Below are 726 nucleotides of genomic sequence, written 5' to 3'. Positions count from 1 at the left end.
GTCCTAAGACATCAATCATCTGCTCTCCAATGACTAGTCTAAAAACTAGTATTAAGACTATCACTTATTTAAGTGATATTGGTTGTCTGGAGATTCAGGGGGCCAGTCTAGTTCCTCGAAAGGAAATTCTGGCGCAGAATTCACGCCCGGTTCTGTTCAACATCATGCAGGATAACGATACCGAAACGTTAAACTCTGGCAATTCTCGTGTTATACACAGGCAGGAGTGATTACTACGGTAAGAATTGCTGAAAAGGGGAGAACACTGAAGGCCTTATTCGCGAAGAATAAAGGAGACATTTCATGTAAATTATTATCAGAGATAACCTTCTCCAGGCGCTTTTGTTCGCTTCCTGAATTGCTACCTGATACATATTTACGGGATGCCAGCCTGGTGACTATAACTCCGAAAAGACCGATTATTGTATTGCGTGCATCCGGCATGTTTACAATGTACGCTGGTATCTAACGGAGTCTGACACAGATGCACGCAGGTGTATATTTTAACGTAATTATCCGGAAGGAACAGTATATTTTAATGCGGGAGTTGCATGAGCGGTATACGGGAGAAACTATCAGACCATGGGAGCTACAGAGGTGCTTAAGTCTCGTAATATTATAATCTGCTCACCTGACTGGTGCTATTCTCACCTCAACACCAATGCACAAATAGCCTGGCTTATCGTTAATAAAAGTTACTCATACCGGGAATCCAGTGAAGCTATG

The 726-nt window shown here is 42.4% G+C and carries 1 protein-coding gene; it reads left to right on the top strand.

Going from position 1 to position 726, the window contains the following annotated elements; all coding sequences use genetic code 11:
- Positions 1-230, top strand: a 230-nt coding sequence (locus ACJHYR_RS27990; RefSeq protein ID WP_410233224.1) for a hypothetical protein, incomplete at its 5' end; no start/stop codon positions are given.
- Positions 231-726 lie beyond the last annotated feature (496 nt).

It is taken from the genome of Escherichia sp. WS1450 (assembly GCF_046487395.1).
GTDB classification, from domain to species: Bacteria; Pseudomonadota; Gammaproteobacteria; order Enterobacterales; family Enterobacteriaceae; genus Escherichia; species Escherichia coli.
Note: the sequence above shows the minus strand (reverse complement) of the source record. Positions and strands in the feature narration are given on the sequence as shown.